Source organism: Zobellia sp. OII3, assembly GCF_002211465.1.
Lineage (GTDB): Bacteria > Bacteroidota > Bacteroidia > Flavobacteriales > Flavobacteriaceae > Zobellia > Zobellia galactanivorans.
Genome location: NZ_MWRZ01000001.1, coordinates 961,233 through 979,610, shown reverse-complemented (window position 1 = coordinate 979,610; position 18,378 = coordinate 961,233). Strand labels below are relative to the sequence as shown.

General features: G+C 43.9%; 18 protein-coding genes. 7 read left to right on the top strand and 11 right to left on the bottom strand.

Annotated features, from left to right (window positions below; all coding sequences use genetic code 11):
- Positions 1 to 33 precede the first annotated feature (33 nt).
- The 4 genes from B4Q04_RS04095 to B4Q04_RS04080 all read left to right on the top strand — a co-directional run bounded on the left by B4Q04_RS04095 (position 34) and on the right by B4Q04_RS04080 (position 4,193).
- Positions 34 to 606, top strand: a complete 573-nt coding sequence (locus tag B4Q04_RS04095; protein WP_013993159.1) for an RNA polymerase sigma factor — start codon at positions 34 to 36, stop codon at positions 604 to 606.
- Positions 607 to 661: 55 nt separating this feature from the next.
- Entirely contained in the window at positions 662 to 2,242 is a 1,581-nt protein-coding gene (locus tag B4Q04_RS04090) for a hypothetical protein (protein WP_013993158.1), read from the top strand.
- 70 nt (positions 2,243 to 2,312) lie between these two features.
- Positions 2,313 to 3,197 carry a LysR family transcriptional regulator gene (locus tag B4Q04_RS04085; protein ID WP_013993157.1) on the top strand — a complete coding sequence of 295 codons (885 nt, stop codon included), beginning with the start codon at positions 2,313 to 2,315 and terminating at the stop codon, positions 3,195 to 3,197.
- Between the two features lie 75 nt (positions 3,198 to 3,272).
- Entirely contained in the window at positions 3,273 to 4,193 is a 921-nt protein-coding gene (locus B4Q04_RS04080) for a YeiH family protein (RefSeq protein ID WP_088696061.1), read from the top strand.
- 32 nt (positions 4,194 to 4,225) lie between these two features.
- Here B4Q04_RS04080 and B4Q04_RS04075 read toward each other — a convergent pair whose 3' ends face one another.
- Complete coding sequence (locus B4Q04_RS04075; protein ID WP_013993155.1) at positions 4,226 to 4,966, bottom strand: lysophospholipid acyltransferase family protein; 741 nt, start codon at positions 4,964 to 4,966, stop codon at positions 4,226 to 4,228.
- A gap of 72 nt (positions 4,967 to 5,038) precedes the next feature.
- Between B4Q04_RS04075 and trpS the strand changes: the two genes are divergently transcribed.
- Positions 5,039 to 6,007, top strand: coding sequence for a tryptophan--tRNA ligase (gene trpS / locus B4Q04_RS04070; RefSeq protein ID WP_013993154.1), 969 nt, complete (start codon positions 5,039 to 5,041; stop codon positions 6,005 to 6,007).
- A 182-nt stretch (positions 6,008 to 6,189) separates the two neighbouring features.
- On the opposite strand, the gene dprA is transcribed toward trpS, so the two are convergent.
- Positions 6,190 to 7,293: a DNA-processing protein DprA gene (gene dprA / locus B4Q04_RS04065; protein ID WP_013993153.1), complete on the bottom strand. Its 1,104-nt coding sequence runs from the start codon at positions 7,291 to 7,293 to the stop codon at positions 6,190 to 6,192.
- Between the two features lie 105 nt (positions 7,294 to 7,398).
- Between dprA and B4Q04_RS04060 the strand changes: the two genes are divergently transcribed.
- Together B4Q04_RS04060 and B4Q04_RS04055 are read left to right on the top strand one after the other, a co-directional pair.
- Entirely contained in the window at positions 7,399 to 8,358 is a 960-nt protein-coding gene (locus B4Q04_RS04060; protein ID WP_013993152.1) for an SPOR domain-containing protein, read from the top strand.
- Positions 8,359 to 8,486: 128 nt separating this feature from the next.
- A complete protein-coding gene (locus tag B4Q04_RS04055; RefSeq protein WP_013993151.1) occupies positions 8,487 to 8,999 on the top strand; it encodes an acyl-CoA thioesterase in 513 nt (170 codons plus the stop codon).
- Positions 9,000 to 9,006: 7 nt separating this feature from the next.
- Here the strand turns inward: B4Q04_RS04055 and B4Q04_RS04050 are convergent, their stop codons facing one another.
- The 9 genes from B4Q04_RS04050 to atpH all read right to left on the bottom strand — a co-directional run bounded on the left by B4Q04_RS04050 (position 9,007) and on the right by atpH (position 18,330).
- The gene (locus B4Q04_RS04050; RefSeq protein WP_088696060.1) at positions 9,007 to 9,849 is read right to left on the bottom strand and encodes an aldo/keto reductase; all 843 of its coding nucleotides are present in this window, start codon (positions 9,847 to 9,849) and stop codon (positions 9,007 to 9,009) included.
- 7 nt (positions 9,850 to 9,856) lie between these two features.
- Entirely contained in the window at positions 9,857 to 11,086 is a 1,230-nt protein-coding gene (locus B4Q04_RS04045; protein WP_088696059.1) for a murein hydrolase activator EnvC family protein, read from the bottom strand.
- Entirely contained in the window at positions 11,076 to 11,870 is a 795-nt protein-coding gene (locus B4Q04_RS04040; RefSeq protein ID WP_013993148.1) for a DUF4292 domain-containing protein, read from the bottom strand. Before B4Q04_RS04040 ends, B4Q04_RS04045 begins: the two co-directional genes overlap by 11 nt.
- Positions 11,871 to 11,885: 15 nt before the next feature.
- On the bottom strand, positions 11,886 to 12,827 hold the full coding sequence (locus B4Q04_RS04035; protein ID WP_088696058.1) for a tetratricopeptide repeat protein: 942 nt from the start codon (positions 12,825 to 12,827) through the stop codon (positions 11,886 to 11,888).
- A gap of 35 nt (positions 12,828 to 12,862) precedes the next feature.
- Positions 12,863 to 13,297 carry a dUTP diphosphatase gene (gene dut, locus B4Q04_RS04030; RefSeq protein WP_013993146.1) on the bottom strand — a complete coding sequence of 145 codons (435 nt, stop codon included), beginning with the start codon at positions 13,295 to 13,297 and terminating at the stop codon, positions 12,863 to 12,865.
- A gap of 72 nt (positions 13,298 to 13,369) precedes the next feature.
- Positions 13,370 to 14,836 carry a lipopolysaccharide biosynthesis protein gene (locus B4Q04_RS04025; protein WP_046287411.1) on the bottom strand — a complete coding sequence of 489 codons (1,467 nt, stop codon included), beginning with the start codon at positions 14,834 to 14,836 and terminating at the stop codon, positions 13,370 to 13,372.
- Positions 14,837 to 15,211: 375 nt separating this feature from the next.
- Complete coding sequence (atpG, locus tag B4Q04_RS04020; protein WP_013993143.1) at positions 15,212 to 16,072, bottom strand: ATP synthase F1 subunit gamma; 861 nt, start codon at positions 16,070 to 16,072, stop codon at positions 15,212 to 15,214.
- Between the two features lie 82 nt (positions 16,073 to 16,154).
- Complete coding sequence (gene atpA / locus B4Q04_RS04015) at positions 16,155 to 17,735, bottom strand: F0F1 ATP synthase subunit alpha (RefSeq protein ID WP_013993142.1); 1,581 nt, start codon at positions 17,733 to 17,735, stop codon at positions 16,155 to 16,157.
- 55 nt (positions 17,736 to 17,790) lie between these two features.
- The gene (atpH, locus tag B4Q04_RS04010) at positions 17,791 to 18,330 is read right to left on the bottom strand and encodes an ATP synthase F1 subunit delta (RefSeq protein ID WP_013993141.1); all 540 of its coding nucleotides are present in this window, start codon (positions 18,328 to 18,330) and stop codon (positions 17,791 to 17,793) included.
- Between the last annotated feature and the right edge of the window lie 48 nt (positions 18,331 to 18,378).

Here is an 18,378-nt window from a genome sequence, read left to right as displayed (position 1 = left end):
AACCCCAAGAACACCTTGTAAAATGATGCGACCTTGAGTCTTGAAGAACTCATACATAACTGTAAAAAAGGAAACAGACAGGCACAGGAACAATTGTACCGTGATTATTCACGGGTATTGTTCGGTATCTGCCTGAAGTATTCGCGTAACCGTACGGAAGCCGAAGACAACCTGCATGACAGTTTTATGGTCATCTATGAAAAAATCGGCCAATTCAAGAATAAAGGCTCTTTTGAAGGATGGCTTAAGCGCGTTACCGTAAATACCGTTTTACAAAAATACCGAAAAGAAGAACCCCTTTCCTTGGTGACGGAATACGCCGAGAAAATCGATACGGACGATGAAAACGACTATGAAAGCCTAAGCTTGGACACCTTGCTGAAACACATACAAGAACTGCCGGATAAATACCGGTTAACATTTAACCTTTATGTCCTCGACGGATATACCCATAAAGAAATAAGTGAGCTCTTAGGTACCTCGCCAGGCACATCAAAAAGTAACCTGGCCCGTGCCCGCAACCTACTTAGAGAAAAAATAGCCACGTCTAAAAATAAAGCCATCATTGGAATGTTGCTTCCCTTGCTATTGCAAATATGCACCTGACCGATGAAAAACTATTACATCAAAAGAAAAAACCTTGTACCTAAGGCATTGAATAATGAATAAAAAAAATATAGACGAACTGTTCCAAGAGAAGTTTCGAGACTTCGGCGAAGTGCCGGACAAAAAAGTCTGGAATACCATCGAAGCTTCCTTGAACAAGAAAAAGAAGAAAAGGGTCATTCCCATCTGGTGGAAACTGGGTGGAGCGGCAGCCATCTTAACCGGTGTAGTGCTGGCAATAAACCTCTTTTCCACCCCGACCGATGCCGAAGGCAGTATCACCGACACCAAAACCCACGACAACAAACAGACCGAAGGAATAAAACAAGGTGAAGACAAGGACTTTCAGGAATCGTCCATCAGCAATGAAAATGCGATAACCCATACACAAAACGATTCCGGTTCGGAAGAAGGCGACGTAGAAAACACCGCCCATGATCAGGATGTAGAACACAAGTTAAACACCCTTCCCAAAGAAAATACCAATCGTTCTAAAAATTCAAAAACCAATAGAATTGCCCCTTCGGAACTAACCGAGGCCGGAAACCCAAGTAAAGACAAAACACAGGAGCCCTACAACGCCAAGAAGGAAGCTAGCGACAATAACCTAATAAACCCCGAAGCGGAAAATGCCCTTGCAGGCAGCCCCTCTACCGGTCAGGATACATATGCTTCGGACGATGGAAAAGAAGGGGCAACATCCCCTATCGACCAAGACCAAGAAAAACACCCAGATCCTATTGGTCTTAAACCCTCCGAAGGCATAGTACAGAATGCTATCGAAGACGAATCGCCAAACATCCCCGAAAATCAAGAAGACATTACTGAAAAGAAGTCCATTTTTGATGAAATCGACCCTGAAGAGGAAATTGCAAACAACGACGGGGAAAGCCGCTGGTCCCTTGGGCCGAATATAGCCCCAGTGTACTATGACGCCTTAGGCAACGGATCACCCGTAAACGCCATTTTCAGCTCCAATTCAAAATCGGGCAGCACCAATATGAGCTACGGCCTCTCAATAGCCTATGCCGTCAACGACAAGCTAAGGGTCCGTTCCGGCGTCAACAAGGTCGATTACGGTTACGACACCCAAGGCGTGGAATTTTCCGGCACCCTACAGGCCGTCGCCTCAGACTTATTGAAAAACATATCATATTCCGGCACTTCGAAAAACGTAGTCTTACAAAGCGAGACTGCCAACATTAAAAATTATGAGGTTTCCGACAATTCCTTTGCTCCTTCCCCAGGGCTCACGGAAAAGCCCGGGGGTCTACGCAACGGGTCGATGGCGCAGCAATTCGGGTATCTGGAGGTGCCCTTAGAGCTAGAGTACGCCCTAATCGACCGAAAGCTAGGACTAAACCTATTGGGCGGTGTAAGTTCGTTGTTTTTGATCGACAATTCAATCTCGCTTTCCTCAGGAGACCTCACCACCGAAATCGGCGAAGCCAACAACGTAAACTCGGTCAATTTCAGCACCAATGTGGGTTTTGGGGTAAACTATAAATTCACTCCCAAAATACGATTGAACATCGAACCCGTTTTCAAATACCAATTGAACACGTTTTCGAATGTTTCCGGAGATTTCAGACCCTTCTCGGTAGGGGTTTACAGCGGCCTGAATTTTATGTTTTAATTCCGCTCATCGACAGGAAGGAAACGTAAAGCCTTTCGCACTAGAACAGCATCAAAAATTTGAACGACTGATGAAGCAAAAATTCCAAATTTTCAAGGCAGCAGCGAACCATCTGAGCTTTACAAAGGCCTCTGAACAATTGTTCATATCGCAACCAGCGGTTTCAAAAGCCATTCGCAGTATTGAAGAAGAGTACAAAACCACCCTTTTTCTTCGCAAGCGGAATTCCATAGAACTCACCGAAGAAGGCAAGGCCTTTTTATTGTATACCAATAGAATATTGGACATACATGCGGAAATGGAGAATCAATTTCTCTATCAAAAGGAACACATCCCCGAAATGATCCAGTTTGGCGCCAGTACTACTTTGGTCAATCATATCGTTCCCAAAATAATTGCCCGATTCAGAACACAGCACCCACGTACCAATTTTGATATTAAAAGCGGCAACTCTGAAGAAATAGAGGAATATATCTTAAACCAACAATTGGATTTTGGGATTACCGAAGGAAATAACACCAATCGTAAACTACACTATAAAAAGTTTATAAAAGACGAAATCGTACTTGTCACGAACGCCAAGAACAACGGCATCAAACAAAGTGCCATAAGCGTAGACACCTTAGAACAACTACCGATCATAGAACGCGAAATGGGTTCGGGAACACGAGAGATTATTTATGATGCCTTAAAGTCGGTCTATATCAAAAAACTGAACAATGTAGTGACCCTGAACAGCACGGAAGCCATAAAAAACTACCTCAACAACTCCGATGCCTTCGCCTTGCTTTCCATTAGCGCCATTCACGAAGACCTGGTCACCAACAAACTCAAGATCATAGATATTAAAAACCTTACTATAGAACGCTGGTTCTACTTTGTTTCCAGAACCGGTTACCAGTCTCAGGTAATGGACTATTTTGAAAAGTTCGCCCGAAGCAATTATAACTTTTAGTTATTTCATATAGTATTTTAAATTGCTTAAAAGTAATTTGCCGACCCTACTTTTGTATCGTAAAAGAAAAATGATATGAAAGATAGAATCGCGAAAATTACGTTTCTCCTAATGGCCCTTATCGTTTTTAGTGGGTGGGTCAATAGTCCAACCGCCCTACTGCTCGGTTTCGGGTTTACCCTGTTTTTCAACAATCCATTCAAGGCATACTGCCACAAGGCCATTCACTCGTTTCTCAAGGTTTCGGTAGTTGGGCTCGGTTTTGGCATGTTCATCAAAGAGACCCTAGAAACGGGCAAGGAAGGTTTTATGCTGACTTTTTTATCGATCACCTTGACGGTAGGCCTCGGCTTCCTGCTGACGAAAGCACTAAAACTAGACAAAAAATTAGGCCACCTTATCACATCAGGAACCTCAGTTTGCGGTGGTAGCGCCATTGCGGCCATCTCACCGGTGATCAATGCCAAAAGCAAGGCCATTAGCATTGCATTGGCCGTTGTATTCCTACTTAACTCCATAGCCCTTTTCGTCTTTCCGGCCATAGGCCACTATCTTCACCTGAGCCAACATCAATTCGGACTATGGTGTGCCGTAGCCATTCACGATACGAGTTCGGTTATCGGTGCTTCCATAGGCTACGGTGACGAGGCATTGCGGACCGCCACAACCGTTAAGCTCTCCCGTATGCTCTGGATCGTACCTTTATCCATATTGTCTATGCTCGTTTTTAAGACCAAGGGTGAAAAAGTAAAAATGCCTTACTTCATCTTGCTTTTTATAGGGGCTATAATCGTAAACAGTTATCAGCTTATTCCGGCCATGGCAAGTTTGACCATCGTCTCCATTTCCAAAAAACTTTTGATACTAACCCTGTTTTTAGTAGGCTCTACCCTTTCTATTGAAGATTTACGCGCCATGGGAACAAGGCCTATGGTCTTGGCCGTATTACTCTGGGTCTTCATTTCGGCACTCTCATTGCTCTATATCCTATATTAAAGGCAAGAGGGGCGATATTACAGGCTTAACGGTTATCTTGTTTGCAGTTCTTTCAAGATAACCGTTCGTACTTTCTCCCTTAGGCCCGCCTTGTCGTCTTCGGAAAGGTTCTCGGTTTTGTAAAATGAGTGCACTTTGGCACGGATTCTTCCCGGTCCTCCACTGAAAAAAGAGAAAGAAAATCGCTTTTTGTTATCGTAGAAGGTCATCGGAACGACAGGAATCGTATGGGCTATGGCCATTTTAAAGGCCCCATCCTTAAAGTTGTCCAATAGGACACTTTCATCATCGGGCACTCCCCCTTCAGGAAAAATACAGATGCTCAAGCCTTGGTTCAACCTCTTTTGTGCCCGTCGATAAACGGCGGTTCTGCTCCTCGCATCGCCCCGATCTACCATAATACAGACCCGCTTATAGAAAAACCCGAAAACTGGAATTTTCGCCAGCTCTTTCTTCCCCACAAAAACAAAAGGGTTTTTACTGATGTAAAGCATCAGCATAATATCTAACATACTGGTATGGTTGGCAACGAGCATATAACTCTTTCCCCGCTCCAATCTTTCATCCCAATATACTTTTGGCGGGCAACCCATACCGTACAAAATGGGCAAGGCCCACAGGTTTCTGGCCAACCAAAAAAAGTACGGATACCATTTTTGCGACAAGGTGGTCAACAATAAAAAAGGAAAAAACAAGAAGATGGGTAGGGCTACCAAAATATAGAACCAAATACGGTACAAGGTGTAGCCAATTTTTTTAACTAATCTGGGCATAAAATCAAAAGTAACAATTTTATCAGGTATAATCGATTTCTTTTATCTTTGTGCTCCTTTGAAAATCGACAAATGGCTAGAATCTTAACAGGAATACAGAGTACGGGCATTCCGCACCTAGGAAACATTTTGGGCGCTATTATGCCCGCAATAGACATGGCGCAGGACCCAAAGAACGAATCGTTTTTGTTCATTGCGGACCTACATTCGCTCACACAGATCAAAAATGCGGAAGAACTTCGAAAAAACACCTATGCCATAGCTTCTACTTGGCTGGCTTTCGGACTGGATATTGAAAAGACCGTTTTTTACCGTCAGAGCGATGTCCCACAGACCACCGAGCTCTCTTGGTACCTAAGCTGTTTCTTTCCATATCAACGATTGACCTTGGCACATTCGTTCAAAGACAAGGCGGACCGCCTAGAGGATGTCAATGCCGGACTCTTTACCTATCCGATGTTGATGGCCGCCGATATTCTTCTGTACGATGCCAATATCGTTCCGGTAGGAAAAGACCAAATGCAGCATATTGAAATTACCCGCGACGTGGCTTCGCGTTTTCATGCCCAATTGGGAGAAACCTTCGTACTTCCTGAAGGAAAGGTACAAGAGACCACCATGTACGTTCCTGGAACCGACGGAGAAAAAATGAGCAAGAGCAGGGGCAACTTGATCAACCTTTTCCAGACCGATAAAAAGCTGAGGAAACAGATCATGGGCATACAGACCGACAGCACCCCCATGGAAGACCCAAAAGACCCAACGAAAGACAATGTATTCGCCCTGTACAAATTACTGGCCACTCAAGAACAAATTGAAGAAATGAGTGCCAACTACCTTGCGGGGAACTACGGGTACGGCCATGCCAAGCAAGCGCTTTACGAAGTCATTGTCAACAAATTTGGCGATGCCCGGGAAAAATACGAGTATTACATGAACAACACCCAAGAAGTAGACGAAGCATTGGCAATCGGCGCGGAAAAAGCCGGCAAAGTAGCCGATGGGGTACTTCAAAGAGTACGTGAAAAACTAGGATACTAAAATTTAACAAAACCGACCCTGAGGTCGGTTTTGTTTTTATACGGTCTTCCCCATATTCATAAACCTTTCGATTTGGGGAGGTTTTTTATCGATAACCGTCATTTATACCGATACAGCACCGGCATACACCAACTTTACAGACTCGTTGGTCGGTTGACCCATCATCACAGCTTCCGGTTTTGTTAAATCGCTTCGAACAATTTTCCGGGCAAAGGACGCACAACGCCCTTCATTTCCATATTCAACAAAGTAGAAGAAGCCTTAAAGACAGGTAAGCGACATTCCAAGGCAATACTATCGAGCAATTGCTTTCCATTCTTTTGTAAATAATCATATATCGATTGTTCGTCAGGCTCAAGATCCACGAAGAGCTGTTTTTGAACGGGCTTGGTTTCTTTCTCGGCCACATCCCATCCTAGGAGATATACCAAATCGGCAGCGGAAGTGAGTATATGTGCCTTTTGCTGTTTTATAAGATTGTTACAACCCGAACTGTACTTGTCCTGCGCCCTTCCCGGTACGGCAAAGACCTCGCGATTATAACTGTTGGCAATATCGGCCGTGACCAAACTCCCCCCTCTTTCGGCCGATTCAATGACCACCGTAGCTTCCGTCATACCGGCGATAATGCGGTTTCGTTTTAAAAAATTCTCCCTATCGGGCCGGGTCGTACTGCGAAATTCGGTGTAAAACCCTCCATTCTTCTCTACATCACTGACATACTTGCTATGGGCTTCGGGATAGATTTGGTTGAGGCCATGGGCCAGACATCCTATGGTTTGCAAACCATGTTTGATGGCGGCCTTTTGCGCGGTAATATCCACCCCGTAAGCAAAACCACTTACGATAACGGGATTCAAGGGCGCTATTTCCTCAATAAACTTTTCACAGAAGGCAGTGCCATAACTTGTAATCTTACGAGTGCCCACAATACTGATAAGCCTTCGGCCCTCCAAATTAATATTACCTCTTTTGTAAAGCAATACCGGACTATCGATACAGTGCTTTAGATAGCTGGGATAATCGGCATCTTTAAAATACGAAAAACCAATCTGGTTCTTTTGGATATAACCATATTCGCGTTCTGCGGCTTCTTGATGTTCCCCATCGTGCAAACCTTTTAAGATATGTGTGCCAATACCATCGATCTTTAAGAGATGGTGTCGTTTTTCCTCAAAAACGGCTTGGGCACTACCACAATGCTCAATAAGCTTTTTAATGGTTACATCTCCAATTTTCGGAACACTTTGTAAGCGCAAAATCGCAAGCAATTCATCTGTAATCATTTATACTAGCATCAAAGTTATCCACAAAATACACAAATTATAATGTTAATAAAAAGTGAGGTGGACTCTAGTCTTACCCTATAATTTTTTCCATATTTGCGTCATATGGGATTAGAACGCTATATATCTGAGTTAATGTACAGGTACAACTGTGTAGTTGTGCCAGGTTTCGGTGCTTTTTTAACCGAACAGAAATCTGCTGTCATACATGAGAGCACCAATACTTTTTACCCTCCAGTAAAAACCGTTTCATTCAACCAACAGTTATTGTCTAATGACGGCCTTTTGGTTTCATACGCTGCCGAGGCACAAAATATTTCCTTTGAGGAAATGCTCGGGCAGGTCAACGAAATTGTGACCGAGTGGAAAGCGGAATTAAAAAAAGGCGGTCAATTGCAATTGGCCGATATCGGAACCCTTTGGTTCAGCTCAGAAAATAAAATACAGTTTCAACCCTCCGGAAATGTCAACTACCTGACCTCTTCCTTCGGAATGTCCTCTTTTGTTTCCGCACCGGTAACCCGAGAGGTCTTAAAAGAAGAAGTGTCTCAGTTGGAGGAAAGCATTCCTTTGGCATTTACACCGGAAAAGCGGGAAACCCTGACCCTTCGCCCGTACTTAAAGTATGCTGCGGTCGCTTTGATTGCCTTAACATTGGGCGTTACAGGATTTCAGTTTTACAAATCTAACGCGAACAACCAACAGTTAGCTCGCGAAGAAGCCCAAGAACAGGTTTCAAAACGCATTCAAGAAGCCACATTCTTTGATGCACAACCATTAGAACTACCCACGATTACGCTTAAAACTTCCAAAAAAGAAGCGGCCGATAAAGCGGAGAAACGCATGCACCACATTATTGCCGGGGCATTCCGATACCGTACCAACGCCGACAGAAAAATAGAGGAATTAAAGCAGAAGGGATACAATCCATCTTATATAGGAACGAATCCGTTCGGCCTGTACTTGGTGGCCTACGACAGCTTTACCGACCCGAACAAAGCGTTAATGGCCCTTCGTGAAATCAAGCTTACCCAAAAGGATGCTTGGTTAAAATCAAGCCACTAACATTCCTTTAGACTTACGGTTTTACGCCTAAAACGTTCAATAGTCCATCTTTTTTTCAACTTGCCCAAGGCGAAAAGGTTCTGCTATGGAGCCCATTAAAAAAAGTATCTTTGACAAAAAATTGATTTATGCAGGCTAAAAATCCCAGCGATTCTAGAACGATACTGACCGATATGGTACTCCCCAGTGAGACCAACCCCCTTAACAATCTCTTTGGAGGCGAATTATTGGCCCGAATGGACCGTGCCGCAAGTATAGCCGCTCGTCGCCATAGCCGTCGTATTACGGTTACCGCTTCGGTGAACCATGTAGCCTTTAACCAATCCGTGCCCGTAGGAAGCGTTCTCACGGTAGAAGCAGCAGTTTCACGGGCTTTTAAGACCTCTATGGAGGTTTATATCGATGTGTGGATGGAAGATCGTTTTACAGGTGAAAAATCAAAGGCAAACGAAGCCATATACACCTTTGTAGCCGTTGACGATACCGGAAGGCCTACGGTAGTGCCCCCTTTACAACCCGAGACCCAGCTCGAGCAAGAACGCTACGATGGCGCTTTGCGCAGAAAGCAATTAAGCCTTGTCTTGGCCGGAAAAATGAAACCTCACGATGCCACCGAACTAAAGGCATTGTTCATGGAATAACCCTTCTTTAAAAATCGAAATTGTCGGGATCGGGTCCGGTGTGCTCACCTTTATCGAGACTATCTAGATAGTTGATATCCGAATGAGTAAGTTCAAAGTCGAAAATATCGGCATTGGACTTGATCCTATTTTCATGTATCGATTTCGGAATGGCCACTATGCCCTTCTGTAGATTGTAGCGCAAAATAATCTGTGCAATGGATTTATTGTATTTGCCGGTCAGCCCATCAAAGACATCGGACTTTGCATCAAAGACCTTTCCGTGCATAAAAGGCGACCAAGATTCGTACTGAACACCCTTGTCATTGCAAAAATCGATCAGGTCTTGTTGCACCAAATATGGATGGAATTCCATTTGATTGACCATTGGGACAATTTCGGCCGTTTCAAGCAAGTCTTCTAGGTGATGTCGTAAAAAGTTGCTCACACCGATCGCCCGAATACGCTTTTCGCGGTACAACTTCTCCATGGCACGCCAAGTATCCTTGTATTTTCCGGCCACTGGCCAATGAATTAGATACAAATCGAGGTATTCTACCCCCAGACGCTCCAAACTCGCTTCAAAAGCCTTTAAAGTGCTTTCATAGCCCTGATCGGCATTCCATACCTTAGACACCAGGAACACCTCTTCGCGCGCGACATTACTTTGCCGAATTCCCTTGCCAACCCCCTCTTCATTTTTATATATTGCGGCAGTATCAATATGTCTATAACCCAGGTTCAAAGCCGTTTTAACCGCATCAACCACATCTTGGTCATTATCGGCCAAATACGTTCCCAAGCCTAAATAAGGGATTTCTACCCCATTGTTTAATGCAAATGTGCCCTGTAAGTCTGTTATCTTCTTCATATCATTCCTATAATTGATACACCCACTCCTCTGGATTGAGCTTGGAAGTGTTCTGGTGTAAGTAAAACTTTAATTTGGTCTGTCCGTTAGACCGATTGGTATAAATCTCGCCCAATTCGGTTTTGGCTTCAACGCGATCTCCCTTCTTAACATAGAGTTTGGAAAGGTTATAATAGGTACTGATAAAGTTACCATGCTTCAATTGCACGGCCTTATTCCCCCCCGGTATAGACAGAATGGCTATAACCTCTCCCCTAAAAATAGCCCTCGCCTTCGCCCCTTGGTCGGTAGTTATGATGACCCCGTTACTCTGGTGTTTTATTCCCGGGTAAATGGCATCGGCATAAACACCGAAACCTTGGCTCTTAAACCCTTTCTCCACCGGCCATATCAAACGGCCCTTATTGGCGGTAAAACTATTGGCAACAATAGCGGCCTCCGGCGTCAATAAGAATTTACTCGGATCATCACTTTTCTTTCCGCTGTCTTTGTTCGACGCGGCGATGGCCTCACGGATCAAACGTTCGATTTGACGATCGATTTGCTTGGCTTGATTTTGTTTATCGCGTATTTGGGCCGCATATTTGGTCTCACTCTTACGAATAGACCCCAAAAGTTCTTGGTGGGCCTTTTTTTCGGTAGTCATGGCCTTCTTTGCCTTCAAGTTCTCGGCCACCAAACGTTCCTTTTCTTTTCGTTGTATGGTAAGTCCCGCATTAAGCTTGCCCAACTCTTCGGTCTTGACCACAATTTTCTCCCCCTGTTTACGCCTAAACTCGGTATATTGCTTGATATACTGCATCCGCTTAAAGGCTTGATAAAAATTTTCGGAGGAAAGAAGGAACATTAATTTACTCTGCTGGATCTTACTCTGATACCCCTTTTGTATCATCATGGCGTAATCATCCTTGAGCGCTTCCAATTCTTCCCTCAATTTGGTAATGACACGAATATTATCATTGATTTTCTTGTTCAGCAAATTCGATTGTTGATTGGTAACATCGATAAGCTTTTGGCGCACCTTTATCTTATTGTCAAGGGCTTCCATTTGATCGAGAACATTGCCTTTTTTCTTCTTTTGATCAAAAAGCAAGTAATTGATCTGCTCTATTTCCTTTTGCAACTGTTCGCGTTTAGCCTCTAGGGCTTCCTGCTCTTCGCTTTGGGCACAAAGCGTGCTCCATCCAAATAAACAGAAACCAAGAAAAATAACAAGAAAGTACTTATTACCGCGCATCGTCAGTTAGTGTGATTTCTTTAAAACCTTTCGGTATTTTATATGGAAAGTTCATGGGTTGGTCAAATTCAATATTGCGATATTCGATATCTACCGTATTTCGGTCGGCACCCTCTATGGCCGCAACGGCAATACGTTGGGGAAGAATATATTTTCCTATTTTTTGATAATCGGTATAGTTGACCTGCAGCAATCTTTTCTTTAAGGGTTGCGAGAGCTGTTGTGAGGCCATCTTAAAGTTTTTCGGTTCTATCTGAAAAACGACCTTGAACAATTCCATGGCTTTTTTAGGCTTCAACTGATAATCACCATTAACCACGGTAGCATCGTACTTTGCTTCCTTAAGGTTAAAAAGGGCCTGGCCCATTAGAAGGTTCTGCACCTGCTCAAAATCGAGTTCAGTACCTAAGAACTTGCTCAAATAAGCAAAATCACCATCAAAATACTCGTTCTGCAGTTTGTTGTAGAAAGTAACCCTTCCCGGGGTAATATAAGCCTTGACCATGCCCAAGGGGGCACTCATCCAAATGGCCTTGTCCTTTTCCATACGCAAGCTAACCGAAACCCCTTGTGTCGATTCACCGTCGGAATAATCAATACGCATTTTACCGCTCAAGGTATTGAAATCGGTAGTATTGGCATAATGGTTTTTAACTATGGCCTTCGCCGAAAGATTGCCATCGACCTTTCCGTCTGCCAAAACCTTGTTCGACTTACAGGAAAGAGAAAGGGATAGTACAACAAGCGCCATCAAGCGCAAGACAATTCGCAATGGTAAGGCCATAATTTTTGTAACAGTTTAAAACCCGGATTTTATCTTACGAAGATACATATTTGCCTTGACTGAATTGTTAATGGAATTATAAGCATCGGACAGCTCTTGATAAAATTTATTGGCCAGGGAGATATCGCCCACCAAGTAATCAAGTCCCGTTTCAAGCGTTTCAATGGCTTCGCGTGCCCTTCCTTTCCTGTTCAGGGCAAGTCCTTGGGCGTAATAAAAATAAGGTTGCGAAGGATAACTTTCCAAGGCTTCGGCCGCAACCCGGTCTAAGGCGAGGTAATTCTTGGTTTGAAGCATTCCTTGAATACGGCTTCTATATTGCTCAAAAGACCCCGATTCAGAACCGCCGTCATTGGAGAAGGTAAAGGAACTTTTGCTGGCCGCGGCTTCCTGTGCCTCGATTAAATCGGCCACTTTTATGGAAAGCTGTTGGGTAAAACTAGACTTAGGTGTTTCCTTTAAAACGGACTGTGCCTCCTTGGCCCTTCCCTTCCTGAAGAAAATCAGGGCGAGGTTTTCCTTAAATTTTACATTGTCAAAAGGCAATTGCTCCCTTGAGGAATCTACGGATTTTTGCTGCTTCAACGCGATATCAACGTAAGTATCGACATACCAAGGATTGTCGGGCCGGGCCAAAAGTGCGGCCAAGGCATACTCTTCGGCCACAGGATATTGTTTTTCCTTTAAATAGAGCTTTGCGAGCTCATGGTCTACCACATCGTTTTCGGCGTCGAGCTGTTTGCACTCGAGCATGAGATTAATGGCCCTATCATAGTTCTCGATACCCTTTTGCTTCAGGGCTTCAAAAAATTTCTCTTGAAAGTCGTCCGAATAATCCTCCAAAAAAACTTCGGCACTCTGGTTTTCATCTATAGCGGGCGTTTCTTGGGCATACGCCAATAGGGAGACCCAAAAAAATCCCCCTACAAATAGCAATATAAGCTGTCTCGTTTTCATTTGATACCCAAGGTAAATACTATGTTAGCCCTTGCCTATTTAACACCGGTACTTCCGAATCCACCCTCACCTCTGGCGGTTTCCGATAATTCTTTTACTTCCTCCCATTCCGCACGTTCGTGTTTGGCAATTACCAATTGCGCAATACGTTCACCATTTTCCACGGTAAAACTTTCGTTGGAAAGGTTGACCAAGATCACACCAATTTCACCACGATAGTCGGCATCTACCGTGCCCGGGGCATTCAATACGGTAATTCCTTTTTTAGCGGCCAAGCCACTCCTTGGCCTCACTTGGGCCTCAAAACCGACCGGAAGCTCTATAAATAGTCCCGTTTTAATAATGGCGCGCCCTAGAGGTTGTAACGTTACCGATTCGGAAATATTGGCTCTTAGGTCCATTCCCGCAGATGCTCCCGTTTCGTAATGGGGAAGTTCGTGCTGCGATTTGTTGATGATCTTTATTTGCATACTCTGTTTTTGAATGTCAACTATTGGTCTTATCCGCCCATTGCCATCTACGTCCGATGCCTGAAGGCAGATTTAATTCTTCTGTCTAAGGAAAATCTGTGTCAATGTATCCTTTTCAAGCTTATACACCAACCCCAGGAACAACAAAAATAAGATACTCCCCACAATTAAGTTCCTATCGAAAATATAAAAGGACAGTATAGAAAAGAGAATGGAAACCCCCAGATAGAAAACAATTTTTCTAAAATTGTACGGCACCGGATAGCGCGATTTTCCCAAATAGTACGATAGCACCATCATACTACCATAGGCCATGAGCGTTGCAATGGCACTGGCCATATAACCGATATAAGGGATAAAAATATAGTTTACGACGATGGTTATAAGTGCCCCGAAAACAGAAATAAACGCTCCGTAGCGTGTTTTATCGGTCACCTTGTACCAAACCGATAGGTTGTGGTAGATTCCAAGAAAGAAACTGGCCAAAAGTATGATAGGCACGACGGACATGGCTTCCCAATACGCCGGGTTTTTAACAAAAAGCACCTTGAGTACATCGGCGAAAACGACGACCCCCAATAAGATCACACTACCCAATACCACAAAATAATTGGTGATCTGCGCATAGGCCTTTTGCGGGTTTGCCGTACCCGCATGACTAAAAAAGAACGGCTCTATCCCCATACGGAAGGCAGTAGAAAACAAGGTCATGAACAAGGCTAGCTTTACACAGGCGTTGTACATGCCCACCTCTTTATTGGCAATTTCCTCAGGCAAGAGCGCTTCGAGCATTACCCTATCAAAAACTTCGTTAATGGTGAAGGCCACGCCCGCAATCAGTACGGGAATCGCATATTTCATCATTTGCTTCCAAAGCTTGTCATCAAAAGTATAGCGACTGATCAAATAGGGTTTCAGCATCAATAAGAGCGTAACGCCACTGGCGCAAAGGTTGGCTATGATGATATACGAAATTTGAAAATTGGGCCTGTACAAGGCGGCTAGAAGTCCATCTGGATTACTTGCGGCAATACCCGGTAACAGCAGTAAGAAGAACACATTGAGCCCAAAATTGATGACCACGTTCAAAATCTTGACCACGGCATACCTTAACGGCCTTTCATTGGCCCTCAACCACGCAAAGGGTATAATGACCAAGGCATCTAAAGAAAGGATGAACACCACGTACTTAATGTACTTTGGATCTATGCTCAAAAGCCGGGCCATTCCGTCTTGAAAAATCAGGGAAACCACCATAAAGAGCATAGTGGAGGCCAAAATAGAAATCAAGGAGGTAGAAATTACCGTCTCTTTATCGTCCGATTTGCTGTAAAACCTAAAAAACGCCGTTTCCATTCCATAGGCCAAGACCACATTGAACATGGCGAAATAGGCAAAAATCACTGCTAGCTCGCCATATATTTCCGGGGGCATGGCATCGGTATGCACCCTGACCAAAAAGAAGGAAATCATTCTGGGCAATACAGTGGCCAGACCGTAGATAGCCGTTTGCTTGAACAATTTTTTAAGCGGATTCAATAGAGCTGCATTTATATCCAAAAGTACCTATTTAAAGGCATCTAGCAAAGTGAAGTTAAACACGGATGGATTTCTTTTTAACAACGGCGGCTTTTTTTGGTTGAAAGGGAGGCGAAATAAACCAAAAGGGGGCCGTATCCCGCCCTTTAACGAGCTCTGCACAACCAAGCCCCATGCAATGAAAAAAGAACCCGTTTGGTCTTTAAAATAGATATTAGATGAAATATTACAGGGCTCTAAACCGTAACGAACGACACCGCAGTTTCACGTGGCGAGTTCGCTACGGCCCCATATAAAAAAAGAACCCCCACATGACTGTGGGGGTTCTTCTTATATCTATCATTTACTCCGACGAGGTCAAAGCAATGGTTAAGCCTAATTGTTCAAGGCTTCCGCACCACCTACGATCTCTAAGATCTCGTTGGTAATGGCAGCCTGTCTAGCCTTATTATAAGTTAATTTCAATTGGTCCCTCAATTCCGTAGCGTTATCGGTAGCCTTGTGCATTGCTGTCATTCGGGCCCCGTGCTCACTGGCAAAGGAATCACGAATACCTTTGTACAATTGTGTCTTTAACGACTTAGGTATCAACTGCTCTACGATTTCCATTTTTGATGGCTCAAAAACGTAGTCGGTGCTCAAGTTTTCCGCACCGGCCATAGGAACGATCGGCAAAAACTGCTCGGTCATTACAATCTGCGTAGCGGCATTCTTGAATTTGTTATATACGATATCGATACGATCATAATTACCTGAAGTGAATTGCTCCATTAAATCTTCGGCAATAACCGATACCTTATCGAATGTCAAATCTTCGTAAAGGCTACTATGATTGGCAATTACTTTAGATCTTTTGGTCAGGAAATCGTTGGCCTTCTTACCAATGGCAACAAAATCAACCTCTTTACCGGCATAGGTTTCGTTAATCAAAACCGTACACTGTTTTAAGATATTAGAGTTAAAGGCACCGGCCAAGCCCCTATTGGAAGTAATAGCTACTACCAAAACTTTCTTCACCTCTCTATTATCGGCATATTTACTACCAGAATCGGCATCTAAACTTGCACTTAGACCTTGTAACAACTCGGTAAGCTTATCGGCATAAGGTCGCATTGCAGTAATGGCGTCTTGTGCTTTCTTCAACTTTGCAGCCGATACCATTTTCATGGCACTGGTAATCTGCATGGTCGATGATACCGATGCTATTCTGTTTCGTATTTCCTTTAAGTTCGCCATTTGATTCAGTATTTAGTAAGCGGTACAAAGTGTTATTTTGAGGATAACACTTTGTACCTGCCACTCAGTACTCAGTACTTATTTAACTCTTATATTTACCAGAAAGGTCTTTGGCCACAGCAGTCAAGGTATCGGTTACCTCATCGGTAAGTTTACCGGACTTTAAGGTATCCAATACATCCCTGTGCTTAGCGTTCAAGAATTCCAAATAATCCCTTTCGAATTCCTTTACCTTTTCTACGGGAACATCACGTAACAAGTTTTTAGAACCTGCATAGATGATCGCGATTTGGTTTTCAACGGTATAAGGATCGTTTTGGGCCTGCTTCAAGATCTCAACGTTACGACGTCCTTTTTCAATAACGTTCAACGTAGCGGCGTCCAAATCGGAACCGAACTTGGCAAAAGCTTCCAATTCACGGAACTGGGCTTGATCCAATTTCAGTGTACCTGCCACTTTTTTCATTGATTTGATCTGCGCATTACCACCCACACGAGATACCGAAATACCCACGTTGATCGCTGGTCTTACCCCTTGGTTGAATAAATCTTGCTCCAAGAAAATCTGTCCGTCGGTAATCGAGATTACGTTCGTAGGAATATAGGCAGAAACGTCACCTGCCTGAGTTTCGATAATAGGAAGGGCCGTTAAAGAACCACCACCTTTTACCATGGGCTTCAACACATCAGGTAAATCGTTCATGTTCTGCGCGATCTTATCATCGTTGATGACCTTAGCGGCACGCTCCAACAATCTAGAGTGAAGGTAGAAAACGTCACCTGGGTAAGCCTCACGTCCTGGTGGTCTTCTCAAAAGAAGGGATACCTCACGGTAGGCTACGGCCTGTTTTGACAAATCATCATAGATGATCAAAGCAGGACGGCCAGTGTCACGGAAATACTCACCGATAGATGCACCTGCAAAAGGAGCATAAACCTGCATTGGCGCAGGGTCGGAAGCATTCGCGGCAACAATGGTAGTATATGCCATGGCCCCTTTATCTTCTAAAGTTTGCGCAATTGCAGCAACGGTAGAAGCTTTTTGGCCAATAGCAACATAGATACAATATACTGGTTCACCAGCATCGTAAAATTCTTTTTGGTTCAAAATGGTATCGATACAAACGGTAGTCTTACCTGTTTGACGGTCACCAATTACAAGCTCCCTTTGACCACGTCCCACAGGGATCATGGCATCGATTGCCTTAATACCGGATTGCATAGGCTCGGTTACCGGCTCCCTAAAGATAACACCGGGTGCCTTACGCTCCAATGGCATTTCGTAAGTTTCACCAGCGATAGGTCCCTTACCATCTATAGGAGTACCTAGGGTATCTACCACACGGCCAACGATACCTTCACCTACTTTGATAGAAGCAATTCGTTGTGTACGTTTTACGGTAGCACCTTCTCCAATAGCCTTGGAGTGTCCCAAGAGCACCACACCAACGTTATCTTCTTCAAGGTTAAGAACAATTCCTTCAAGGCCGCCTTCGAATTCCACCAATTCGCCGTATTGGGCGTTTGATAGACCGTAGACCCTGGCGATACCATCACCAACCTGTAGTACTGTTCCCACCTCGTCCAATGTGGCGGTGGCTTCAAATCCTGATAATTGTTTCTTTAAAATTGCTGATACCTCAGCGGCTTTTACTCCTGCCATTTTTATAGATATAAGACATGGAACTTAAGAAATTCACCTCAAGTCCTAGTTATTATTATAAACTACTTGAAAACTCTCTTTTTAAATTATTCAATTTATTAGAAATGCTGGCATCATACTGCAAATCGCCAACACGTAAAACAAATCCTCCAATAATACTTTCATCGATTTTGTTTTCGATGGTTACCTCATTACCGGTAATCTGAGCTAATTGCTTAAGCACCTTCTTCTCAAGGTCGGCGCTTAAAGGAACGGCTGTGGTAACATACGCAACACCCTCACCTTTTAAATCTTCGTTAAGAATGATGTACTTTAAGGCAACCTCGTTCAAAATAGATATCCGTTTGTTCGCGGCAAGTGTATTGATCAAACCCAAGGTAATCTGGTCACTACCGTCGAACACGGCCGCCAAGGCTTTCTTTTTGGTCTCCCCGTTCACTACAGGGCTGGCCAACATGGCTCTCAACTCTTTACTATCGGCAATCGTTGCCACAACCGAACGCATGTCTTTCTCGACTGCATCCGTGGCCTTGTTCTGTACCGCTAGGTCTAAAACCGCCTTTGCGTAACGTATTGCTGCTCTAGAATCGCTCATTTTTTATTTTGTTTTATTGTTCTGTCGGCAGACCTTCATCGGCACAAC

Bases quoted from the DNA above. Each gene is read 5' to 3' on its own strand.
- B4Q04_RS04090 (WP_013993158.1), top strand. From the start codon at position 662: ATGAATAAAAAAAATATAGACGAACTGTTCCAAGAGAAGTTTCGAGAC.
- B4Q04_RS04085 (WP_013993157.1), top strand. From the start codon at position 2,313: ATGAAGCAAAAATTCCAAATTTTCAAGGCAGCAGCGAACCATCTGAGC.
- B4Q04_RS04080 (WP_088696061.1), top strand. From the start codon at position 3,273: ATGAAAGATAGAATCGCGAAAATTACGTTTCTCCTAATGGCCCTTATC.
- B4Q04_RS04075 (WP_013993155.1), bottom strand. From the start codon at position 4,966: ATGCCCAGATTAGTTAAAAAAATTGGCTACACCTTGTACCGTATTTGG.
- trpS (WP_013993154.1), top strand. From the start codon at position 5,039: ATGGCTAGAATCTTAACAGGAATACAGAGTACGGGCATTCCGCACCTA.
- dprA (WP_013993153.1), bottom strand. From the start codon at position 7,293: ATGATTACAGATGAATTGCTTGCGATTTTGCGCTTACAAAGTGTTCCG.
- B4Q04_RS04060 (WP_013993152.1), top strand. From the start codon at position 7,399: ATGGGATTAGAACGCTATATATCTGAGTTAATGTACAGGTACAACTGT.
- B4Q04_RS04055 (WP_013993151.1), top strand. From the start codon at position 8,487: ATGCAGGCTAAAAATCCCAGCGATTCTAGAACGATACTGACCGATATG.
- B4Q04_RS04050 (WP_088696060.1), bottom strand. From the start codon at position 9,849: ATGAAGAAGATAACAGACTTACAGGGCACATTTGCATTAAACAATGGG.
- B4Q04_RS04045 (WP_088696059.1), bottom strand. From the start codon at position 11,086: ATGCGCGGTAATAAGTACTTTCTTGTTATTTTTCTTGGTTTCTGTTTA.
- B4Q04_RS04040 (WP_013993148.1), bottom strand. From the start codon at position 11,870: ATGGCCTTACCATTGCGAATTGTCTTGCGCTTGATGGCGCTTGTTGTA.
- B4Q04_RS04035 (WP_088696058.1), bottom strand. From the start codon at position 12,827: ATGAAAACGAGACAGCTTATATTGCTATTTGTAGGGGGATTTTTTTGG.
- dut (WP_013993146.1), bottom strand. From the start codon at position 13,297: ATGCAAATAAAGATCATCAACAAATCGCAGCACGAACTTCCCCATTAC.
- atpG (WP_013993143.1), bottom strand. From the start codon at position 16,072: ATGGCGAACTTAAAGGAAATACGAAACAGAATAGCATCGGTATCATCG.
- atpA (WP_013993142.1), bottom strand. From the start codon at position 17,735: ATGGCAGGAGTAAAAGCCGCTGAGGTATCAGCAATTTTAAAGAAACAA.
- atpH (WP_013993141.1), bottom strand. From the start codon at position 18,330: ATGAGCGATTCTAGAGCAGCAATACGTTACGCAAAGGCGGTTTTAGAC.